The organism is Paranoxybacillus vitaminiphilus (assembly GCF_003259935.1).
Taxonomy (GTDB): Bacteria; Bacillota; Bacilli; order Bacillales; family Anoxybacillaceae; genus Paranoxybacillus; species Paranoxybacillus vitaminiphilus.
In genome coordinates, this window is record NZ_QLMH01000020.1 from 35,827 (window position 1) to 46,086 (window position 10,260).

8 protein-coding genes and 2 pseudogenes are annotated in these 10,260 nt (G+C 39.3%); 5 read left to right on the forward strand and 5 right to left on the reverse strand.

The genetic code is table 11. The features are described from left to right. Positions 1-29 precede the first annotated feature (29 nt). From B0I26_RS15660 to B0I26_RS15680, 5 genes and pseudogenes are all read right to left on the reverse strand, one after another. Positions 30-1,715, reverse strand: coding sequence for a PhoX family protein (locus B0I26_RS15660; RefSeq protein WP_146612821.1), 1,686 nt, complete (start codon positions 1,713-1,715; stop codon positions 30-32). A 688-nt stretch (positions 1,716-2,403) separates the two neighbouring features. Then, positions 2,404-3,740, reverse strand: a pseudogene (locus B0I26_RS15665) (glucose-6-phosphate isomerase). Between the two features lie 122 nt (positions 3,741-3,862). Beyond that, positions 3,863-4,765, reverse strand: a complete 903-nt coding sequence (gene gnd, locus B0I26_RS15670; protein WP_111646337.1) for a phosphogluconate dehydrogenase (NAD(+)-dependent, decarboxylating) — start codon at positions 4,763-4,765, stop codon at positions 3,863-3,865. Positions 4,766-4,891: 126 nt separating this feature from the next. Continuing rightward, on the reverse strand, positions 4,892-6,349 hold the full coding sequence (gene zwf / locus B0I26_RS15675; protein WP_111646338.1) for a glucose-6-phosphate dehydrogenase: 1,458 nt from the start codon (positions 6,347-6,349) through the stop codon (positions 4,892-4,894). Positions 6,350-6,480: 131 nt separating this feature from the next. Then, positions 6,481-6,663, reverse strand: a complete 183-nt coding sequence (locus tag B0I26_RS15680; RefSeq protein ID WP_245934813.1) for a hypothetical protein — start codon at positions 6,661-6,663, stop codon at positions 6,481-6,483. Between the two features lie 319 nt (positions 6,664-6,982). On the opposite strand from B0I26_RS15680, the gene B0I26_RS15685 reads away from it, so the two are divergent. The 5 genes and pseudogenes from B0I26_RS15685 to B0I26_RS15705 form a co-directional block, all read left to right on the forward strand. Continuing rightward, positions 6,983-7,348 carry a winged helix-turn-helix transcriptional regulator gene (locus B0I26_RS15685; RefSeq protein WP_020961358.1) on the forward strand — a complete coding sequence of 122 codons (366 nt, stop codon included), beginning with the start codon at positions 6,983-6,985 and terminating at the stop codon, positions 7,346-7,348. Positions 7,349-7,711: 363 nt separating this feature from the next. Continuing rightward, a complete protein-coding gene (locus B0I26_RS15690) occupies positions 7,712-8,569 on the forward strand; it encodes a carbon-nitrogen hydrolase family protein (RefSeq protein ID WP_111646339.1) in 858 nt (285 codons plus the stop codon). Positions 8,570-8,602: 33 nt separating this feature from the next. Further along, positions 8,603-9,289 carry a GNAT family N-acetyltransferase gene (locus tag B0I26_RS15695; RefSeq protein ID WP_111646340.1) on the forward strand — a complete coding sequence of 229 codons (687 nt, stop codon included), beginning with the start codon at positions 8,603-8,605 and terminating at the stop codon, positions 9,287-9,289. A gap of 5 nt (positions 9,290-9,294) precedes the next feature. Continuing rightward, entirely contained in the window at positions 9,295-9,966 is a 672-nt protein-coding gene (locus tag B0I26_RS15700; protein ID WP_111646341.1) for a GNAT family N-acetyltransferase, read from the forward strand. A 151-nt stretch (positions 9,967-10,117) separates the two neighbouring features. Next, positions 10,118-10,260: pseudogene (locus B0I26_RS15705) on the forward strand (peptidase); the annotation flags it as partial.

Genomic DNA, 10,260 nt, shown 5'->3' on the forward strand with positions numbered 1-10,260 from the left:
ACTTTGTTAATTTGCTTAAAAGTTTTTAATTATTTAAAGCTTTCACCTTGTACAGCTACTAAACAAGAACGTCCAAAATCATATCCAGGATACGGATTCCATGTAGCAGGATGCTGCACATCTAAAAATAAAGTACGCTCATCAGGTGTGAACCATGGACCAGTCACTTCGCATCCTCTTGGGCCTGATGCAAATTGGAACGGTTCCCCGTAGTTTTTACCGTCCGTTGGAATCATGAAAACTCCGCAGTTTTTAAAAGCCGCATACACGTTGTCTTCAGTAGCATGGAAATCTTCCACAACCCAAAGATTTCCTTCGCTGTCAAAATGAAGATTGTCAGGGCAAGTGATGCCGCTTTGACGTCCGCCGGCAACAAATACTTCAAAAGTAAATTTCTCACTCCCATGATCACCTTCAGCAGGTATAAAACGAATAATTTGACCGTGGAAATTTCCGTGTTTAGAATTGTTTGTTAAGGATAAAAATACACTTCCATCATAAGGATGGATTTCCACATCCTCTGGACGATCTAAAGGTGTTGCTTTCACGGCAATGCCTGCCTCACGGGCATAAGTTAACACGTCAGCCTGGCTAGTGAAGAATTTTTTACCGTCTTTTTCATAGTTTTGCAAATCTTTATTTGTTTCGTAGTCAAGCGCAATCCACTGTTGTTTTTCAAGGTCTGCTACATACAATGTTCCACTTTCTAAAATATCAAAATTTTCTTCACGTTTATTTCCGTTATATTTCTTTTTGCTAATAAATTTATAGAAAAATGCATCGCCTTTGTCATCACCCATATAAACAACAACTCTGCCGTCTTTTGTTAATCCCATTGCTGTATTTTCATGAGCAAAGCGTCCCAACGCGGTATGCTTTCGTACTGGTGCATTTGGATTAAATGGGTCAACTTCAACTACCCAGCCATAATGCTCATCTATGAAATTAGGCCACCCATAATCATCACCATAATATGTATTCTCTTCACAGGACAGAACTGTATCCCAAAGAGTTCTTCCACCGCTACAGTTTCCAAGTGTCCCTATAACTTTTGTTGCTCCTTTTACAGCTGTGCTCCCTCTTGCGGGACCAGTTAGAGTGATAACGGTATTCCCATCTACACGACGGTTATATTTATCATCTTTCACCAATTTCCATTCGCCTTTTTCTTTCTTTACACGAATAACAGAACCGCCAACAGCTTCTTTTTCCATTTTTAATAATTCAGGATAGTTTGAAAGATTGGATTTATTAAATTTACTTGGGTCAATTCCCAGTATTTTCATATAGTTTTCTGGTTCAGGGAATTCGTGGTTAACCCAGATTAATCCCTCTTCTGAATTGTTGCCGCCTTCCAAGCTATCGATTGGAAAGTAAACAGTAAGATCGGCTGAATCGCCAAATTTTTCGCCTTTTGAGTTAATTACATCTCCGTATGAAGCAATAATATTGTATCTATACCCTTCAGGTAGAACTAGATCATTTTCCCATGTACGACTAACAGGTTTGAAAGGTGCTGTAAGTCGCTTACCTATTCCTTTCGTTTGACCATTCATTAAATGGTTTGCTGTCATGGCACTAGCTTTATTTGTTAACGCTTCAATTCCGGATGATGCTGCAACTAACGCCGCAGTACTACTTCCTACATATTTTAAGAATAAACGGCGGTCCATAAATTTATTATCCCCTTTCAAAATTTTTTGATGAATTGACAACTTGATTACAACTTGATTATATTAAGCAAAAAAGAAAATGTTAATTAACTCAATGTAAATGATTGTTAAATAATTGAAAATGTTTTAAATATTTGTAAATTATGTTAATGTAACGATTCAGTGTTCAGAAAATGAGTATAGCGATAATTTTCAAATTACAGATGATTCACCTTTAAAAAGTTGGTGATTCGTTTTGGGATGAAAAGGGAAAATGAATATTAGAAGACATAAGAGAGGTTGACAAAACGTACAAAATCAGCCCTATGGAATTAACCGAGACCGGATAAAATGAATTACGAGTGAAGTGCTAGATAAAGAACATGAAGAAATTGCTGATGAAAAATATTAGAAATAAAATTCGATTAGTAGCTCTAACCAGCGACACCTTTCAATAAAAAAATGCAACATCCTGCTTAAATGAATCTATCACAAGAGGAATTCCCTACATAACAAATTTATGAACTATAATTGAGATATAATGAGGCTGGCCCAAAAGCAAAGTGTCAGACCCCGCAACAAAACAGATGGAATACGCGTGAGCTCAGACACTTATGGGTCAGCCTCGTCTATTTTCCCCCGTGGTAGCGAACTATAGGACAGAAAAAAGAAGTTATCTTCCTAAATTGGATACAACTGCAGGATTCGTATACCTAAAATTCCCCATTTAGAGAGAACATGTAAGAAAACGTTATTTAGATAACCGCTTCATGAGAGCCGCTTTTTCAGCTTCAAACCCGGCTTGCCAAGCAAGGCAAACATATTTTTCTTGTAAGCTTCCACTCCCGGCTGATCAAACGGGTTCACTCCTAGTAAATGTCCGCTGATGCCGCAAGCCTTTTCGAAAAAGTATACCATTTCGCCAAATGTATATTCATTCATTTCATCCAGTTCAACAATTAAGTTCGGTACTCCACCGTCTACATGGGCTAACAGCGTACCTTGGAAAGCTTTTTTATTCACTTCATCCAATGTCTTGCCGGCCAAGAAGTTCAATCCATCGATATTTTCTGGATCTTCTTGGATCGTTAGCTCGATTTGCGGTTTTTTGACCTGCAGCACCGTTTCGATCAGATTCCGGCGGCCTTCCTGAACATATTGCCCCATCGAATGCAAATCAGTTGTAAAGTCAACAGATGCAGGAAAGAGTCCTTTCTGATCTTTCCCTTCACTTTCTCCAAACAGTTGTTTCCACCATTCAGATACGTAATGAAGGGATGGCTCATAGTTCACCAATAATTCGATCGCTTTTCCTTTACGATAGAGAATATTTCGCACAGCGGCATACTGATAACTCTCATTAGTCAAAAGATCAGGGGTGTTATATTTATGATATGCTGATGCTGCTCCTTCCATCATTCGCTCAATATTCAGTCCGGCTACGGCAATTGGCAACAGGCCGACTGCTGTCAGCACAGAATATCTCCCGCCCACATCGTCCGGAATAACAAAAGTTTCATATCCTTCTTGATCAGCAAGCTTTTTTAATGCTCCTTTTTCTCGATCGGTAGTAACATAAATCCGTTTTCTTGCTTCCTCTTTGCCATATTTTTTCTCCATGTAATCACGGAAAATCCGGAAAGCAATGGCAGGCTCTGTCGTTGTTCCCGATTTAGAAATGACGTTGATAGACAGCTCTTTTCCTTCTAACACATCGAATAAATGAGATAGATAAGTAGAGCTGATATTCTGACCGGCGAAATAAATTTGCGTCGTATCATTCATTTGGTTATGAAAAGTATGGGACAACGCTTCAATAGCTGCCCTTGCACCTAAATAAGATCCGCCGATGCCGATAACAACAAGAGCATCTGAATGATTGCGAATTCTTTCAGCAGCTTGTTGAATTCTCACAAATTCGTCTTTATCATAGCGAATCGGCCAATCCACCCAACCAAGAAAATCAGATCCCGGTCCTTTCTTTTCATGAAGCATATGATGAGCGACTTTGACAAATTCACTTAAATGCTCCAGCTCACTCTCTTTCATAAACGGTAATGCATTGGAATAATCAAAAGAGACAGCCATATACCTTCTCCTTTCTTTGCAAAATTCACTATCGTTCTTCTGTGTAATTTATTATTTTCGATCTTGCATCTGAAAGTTTTTCGGTTAAGAACCTTTCATGGAGATGCTTCAAATACTTAGATTTATTTCTTCTCATTGTTCTCCACAGCATGCCCGCCAAATTCGTTGCGTAAAGCTGCTACTACTTTACCTGTAAATGTATCTGTTTCTAATGAACGATAACGCATCAATAACGACATAGCGATGACAGGAACGGCAATTTGTAAATCTAAAGCCGTTTCGACCGTCCATTTTCCTTCACCGGAAGAATGCATAATTCCTTTGATTTCCTCTAATTTTGCATCTTTAGAAAAGGCGCGTTCTGTTAATTCCATAAGCCATGAACGAATAACCGAACCGTTATTCCATACTCTTGCTACTTTTTCATAGTCATAATCGAATTCGCTTTTCTCTAATATTTCAAATCCTTCACCAATGGCAGCCATCATCCCGTATTCAATCCCATTGTGGACCATTTTTAAAAAGTGGCCGCTGCCTGCTTTTCCTGCATATAAATACCCATTTTCTACAGCCGTATCCCGGAAAAGAGGCTCGACAATATCCCAAGCTTCAGGATCACCGCCAACCATGTAACACGCGCCGTTCCGAGCACCTTCCACCCCGCCAGAGGTCCCGGCATCCATAAAACGAATCCCAGCTTCTTTTAGCTCATTATAACGACGAATCGATTCCTTATAGTGAGAATTGCCGCCATCAATCACAATGTCTCCTTTGCTTAAAAATGGGATAATCTCACGAATAACCGAATCGACAACATTGTGCGGAACCATGATCCAAACAATTCTTGGTTTTTCTAATGATAAAACGAGTTCCTCTAAGCTCGATACACCTTTAGCCCCGTATTTTTTTATTTCTTCAACCGCATTTGCATTTACATCGAACGCCACTACTTCATGTTTATGGTCAATGAGATTTTTACCTAAATTTAATCCCATTTTCCCTAAACCGATTAACCCGACTTTCATGTTCATTGCCCCCTCGAACTGATTTAACCTTTCGACATTATTCACATTTTATACGTATATATGCACAGCTAATCTATAGTTCCATTTTCTAACGATGAGAATGAAGTTCGACACGATCATTCGTAACTACCACCAATTGAATCCGTCCTCTTCCAGTAACCGATGAGAAGCCTCTGGCCCCATTGAACCTGAACGATACGAATAAAGGGGAAGGAGATTTTCCTCAAATGCCTCTAAAACAGGCTGCATCCACTTCCAAGAGAGTTCAACTTCTTTCCAATGAGCAAAGAAAGTCGAATCGCCACGCAAAGCATCAAAAATTAAAAGTTCATAGGCTTCAGGTACATTTTTCTTGTTAGTCAAAAACTGCATATGAATAGGCTCGATTTTCCCATTGTTTAATATATTTTTACTATTTAATTGCAACGTAACACCCTCATTCGGATTGATTTCAATCACTAAAAGATTAGGAACCGTTTCCTCATTTTTTAGTAAGTACCATTCCTTTAATGGATTTTTGAATTCAATGACAATACGTGTGGACTTTTCCCTCATTCTTTTACCTGTACGGAGATAAAATGGCACCCCGCTCCAAAACTCATCATCAATCCACAAACGGGCCGCAACAAACGTATCTGTTGTTGAAGAAGCATCAATTCCGGGCTCTTCTTTATATCCAACAACTTGTTTACCAGAGATTTCTCCAGGGCCATATTGGCCGCGAACGACATGTAAACCTACTTCTTCTTTTTGTAATGGGCGAAGAGATTCGAGGATTTTTCTTTTTTCGTCGCGGATGTCTTTCGCGCTGATCCGTTTCGGCAAGTGCATGGCTGTCATCATCAACAATTGCAGCATATGATTTTGGAACATATCGCGAATGGCCCCTGCGCGGTCATAATAACCCGCTCTCTCTTCTACCCCGACCGTTTCACTAGCCGTAATTTGTACATTGGCTATGTACTGATTGTTCCATAATGCTTGAAACACAGGGTTGGCAAATTTTAAAGCTTCAAGGTTTTGTACCATTGGCTTTCCGAGGTAATGGTCTACCCGATAAATTTCCTCTTCTTCAAAAGCTTGACTTAACTTTTTATTTAAATCTTGAGCGGATCTCAAATCGTGCCCAAACGGCTTTTCGATAATCAGACGTTTCCAACCTTTTGTGGAGCCTAATCCACTTTCCTTAATGTTCGACGTAATTACATCAAAAAACTCTGGCGCAACAGATAAATAAAACATGCGGTTTTCAGGAATATTCAACTCTTTTTCACGTTGCTGAACGATTTCCAATATCTTTTTATACCCTTCCATATCCGTTACATCTAAAGAAGTATAACGAAATGCACGGAGAAATTCTTCCATTTTGGAACGGTCATTGATGAAACGTGTAGAAAATGTTTTTAATGAATGTGCCACATGTGTTTGAAAGTCATCATCCGACCATTCTCTTCTACCTAAACCAATAATGGAAAACGAATGAGGCATTTTTTGATCGAGAAATAAATGATATAATGCAGGAAAAATTTTTCTTTTCGCTAAATCCCCTGTTGCTCCAAACAAGACAAAGGTCATAGAATCCAATTTTCATTCCCCCATCCTTTCGAAACATTTTCTAAACCGAAAATTTTTGAATACAGTGAGATAAAAAGATCAGATTCAAATGGAATCCGATCTTTTTATCTTTGATAAGAAATTTTGATGGTACGTGCCGATTAGAAGTTAACATCCAGACCATAAAACGCTGCGATGTATAATTTTTTCATTTCTTCTACCGATGTTTCACGCGGATTCGTGCTTGTGTATGGATCTTGTCCGGCATTGGCTGCCATTTCATCCACGTGTGCATTGGAACAACTCCCCGGATACCCCATATTCTTGGAGCGTATTTGGACCACGATTCATGTTGTCCCCTCCTATGCTTACGTTTTGTTTTACAGAAGCTAGTATAATCCGTATAATCCTATTTTAGAAGTACGCACTTTATTATCACGTAGTAATAAAAATATAATATAGTGTAAAAAAGTATACTTATGGTTATAATCGGTACGGATATATGCTGAATGAAATGGATTCATGAAAAGTCCTTTATCTGTAAGAAGGAATAAATCCTAGCTGTTATGGATAGAAATGAAATGTTTTGTAAGTATGTGCATTATTGTCATATAGTGATAAAAAGTATACTATTGGTTTATAATAGAGATGGAGGTGGAATAAATGGGACATGTTTGTGGCAAAATGTATAACTGTGAAAAAGAATTGACACTTGCTGTTATTGGCGGTAAATGGAAAATGCTTATTTTATGGCATCTAGGAAAAGGTGGAACGAAGCGGTTTGGCGAGCTGAAGGCTCTCATGCCGGGGATCACCCAACGAATGCTTGTTAACCAGCTGCGAGAACTGGAAGCAGACCTTATTGTTGAACGTAAAGTCTATCCTGTTGTTCCTCCAAAAGTAGAATATTCACTGACTGAACACGGAAAAAGTCTAATGCCAATTCTTGATGCTATGTATGAGTGGGGGAAAAATTATATGGAGACGGTCGTGAAGGGCCAAGTAAAAATCAATGAGTCCGCCAAATAAAAAACGCTCTCTCCTTTAAAAGCTCGAAAACGGCCTTCTCATCTTCCTTTATTTCAATATCGTTATGTTTGCAGAAAGAATGTGTGTTTATTGGAGCGCTAAACCTTGTAGAGGCATATAGTCATCAAAAAACGGGCAGCATCTTTATAAAAGGTCTGCTGCCCGTTTTTTACGCATATACATTGATGACTGTCCTCACTTAATTCTTTATATTCCCTTTTAGTATACTTTTTTATACTATGTTACATGAAAGTGTGTACTTGTTAAAGCGAATGATGTGCTTAATAATATCAATATCATGGCTATTAATAACATGAATGGGGTAAAATTTTTTAAGACTGATGACAAGAAAGGAGGAGGCTTATGAAACTAAGAGTTTCAGCCGTTCAATATCATCTCCATACGATAAATTCTTTTAAAGAATTTGCTAATCAAGTGGAACATTATATTAAAACAGCTCAAGAATTTGATGCAGATTTTGTTTTATTTCCAGAATTTTTTACCACTCAGCTCATGTCCATTGGCAATGAACAAGGACAGCCTTTGACGATTCAAGAGCTTCCTGATTTTACTGAACAATATCGGTCTTTATTTATAGATTTAGCAAAGAAAACAAAGATGCATATTATTGGAGGAACCCATGTCATCCGTAAAGGTGACCGATTATACAACGTGGCTCATTTGTTCTATCCAGATGGAAGAGTTGCCGAACAGGCAAAGCTCCATATTACGCCTACGGAAGTAAAGGAATGGAACATGTCGCCTGGCGATGGCCTGCAAGTGTTTGAGACTGAAAAAGGAACGATTGCCATGTTGACCTGCTATGACATTGAGTTTCCAGAAATTGTTCGTATGGCTAAAGCGAAAGGCGCTGATGTTATTTTCTGTCCTTCTTGCACCGATGATCGTCACGGATTCCATCGTGTCCGTTACACAAGCCATGCAAGAGCCATCGAAAATCAAGTCTATGTTGTCACGACTGGTACAGTAGGTTCCCTTCCGACGGTTGACTTTATGCGGGCGAATTTTGGCCAAGCGGCAGTGATTACACCGAACGATATTCCATTTCCTCCGCGCGGCATCTTGGTAGAAGGAGAAATCAATCATGATATGGTTGTAACCGCTGATCTCGATTTAGACCTGTTATATCAAGTTCGCGAAAGCGGTTCCGTCACCACATGGCGTGACCGACGCACCGATCTCTATCCGGACTGGAAATAAGGTAAGACTAGCGCTCTTAAAGGAGGGAGAAAAATGTATCGAAAAGAATTTTACGTCTTTGACCAAGATCGGCCTGTTCCGGCGGTCATTCGAAATTATGAAGAAAAGGACTTTCCCGGCTTAATCCGCATCCAGCAAGAAAGTTTCCCACCGCCATTCCCATCTGAATTATGGTGGAACACGGAACAGCTGAAAAACCATGTTACTCTCTTTCCAGAAGGAGCCTTATGTGTAGAGGTCGATGGCGAAATTGCTGGATCGATGACAGGATTGATTGTTGACTTTGATCCGAATCATCCGGAGCATACATGGGAAGAAATTACCGATAATGGATATATTCGCAACCATAATCCAAATGGAAATACGCTCTATGTAGTCGATATTGGCGTGCGTCCTGCTTATCGCAAATTAGGATTAGGAAAATGGCTAATGTTATCCATGTATGAAGTCGTCGTTCAATTGGGATTAGAACGTCTGTTAGGCGGAGGAAGAATGCCCGGCTATCATAAAAAAGCTGATGAGATGACGGCAGAACAATACCTCGAAGCAGTCGTCAAAGGAGAATTAAAGGACCCTGTTATCACTTTCCTGCTTCGCTGCGGCCGTACCCCTGTTCAAGTGGTGGCTAACTATTTAGAGGATGAAGAGTCTTGTAATTATGCAGCACTGATGGAATGGAAAAATCCTTTTTATACAGCAAAATCTGAACAAGGAGGATGATGAAGATGGAATATCGGAGAATTACGAGTATTGAAGACCCTTTGTTTAAAAAAATGCACGAATTGATGCAAGAGGTATTTCCTCCTGAAGAAGTATTAGCATTCGATCTTTGGAAAGAGCCTTTGGAAGATCCGGGAATTCGTGTATGTGTTGCTGTTCACGAAGGAAATGTCGTAGGTGCGACAGAGTACCGCTATTATGAAGATTTAAATGTGGCAATGACTGATTTCACGATCATCGGTCAGGCAGGACTTGGCATCGGCCGATTTTTAGCGCAAAAGAGGCTAGAGGATTTGAACGCCTGGGCAGCAGCAAACGGAAAGCAGTTATTTGGTATGTTTGCGGAAATTTATGATCCTTATCGGGTGGAGCATTATGAATTTGGCGGAATTAAACCGATGGATCCATATGTCCGCCGTGAAGTATTGTCTCATCTTGGTTATAAGCGTCTTGACTTCCCTTATGTTCATCCATCCTGGAACAATGATGGAGAGGCTGTAACCGGACTCGACCTTTGTTTCCTTCCGATGGATGATAACGTAAATGAACTTCCAGCGGAGCTTGTTGTGAAGTTTTTGAAACGTTATTATTCTGTCTTATCAAACAAGCCAAAGTCTTGGTATGAAATGATTGAAAATCTCGAAGCGAAGAATACTGTATCGCTTTTAAATATTTAATATACTAGCGTGTTGCTTTCATTTAATCAAAAAACTAAAAAATCCCTTAATGTGACTATACATTTTATGAATAAAAATTGCCGTATGAAATTCTTTTCAGGAAAAGATACGCTTTATTTCTACAATATAGTAATGGAGGAGGACGTTCAATATGAGCAAAAAAGTATTAATTGTTACTGGAGATGCGGTGGAAGCTTTGGAGATTTATTATCCGTATTACCGTTTGTTAGAGGAAGGGTTTGATGTTACAATCGCTGCTCCGAAGAAAAAGAAACTGCATACAGTTGTCCACGA

Excerpts from the sequence above, each read along its gene's own strand:
- B0I26_RS15685 (WP_020961358.1), top strand. The coding sequence starts at position 6,983 with ATGGGACATGTTTGTGGCAAAATGTATAACTGTGAAAAAGAATTGACA.
- B0I26_RS15690 (WP_111646339.1), top strand. The coding sequence starts at position 7,712 with ATGAAACTAAGAGTTTCAGCCGTTCAATATCATCTCCATACGATAAAT.
- B0I26_RS15700 (WP_111646341.1), top strand. The coding sequence starts at position 9,295 with ATGGAATATCGGAGAATTACGAGTATTGAAGACCCTTTGTTTAAAAAA.
- B0I26_RS15695 (WP_111646340.1), top strand. The coding sequence starts at position 8,603 with ATGTATCGAAAAGAATTTTACGTCTTTGACCAAGATCGGCCTGTTCCG.
- gnd (WP_111646337.1), bottom strand. The coding sequence starts at position 4,765 with ATGAAAGTCGGGTTAATCGGTTTAGGGAAAATGGGATTAAATTTAGGT.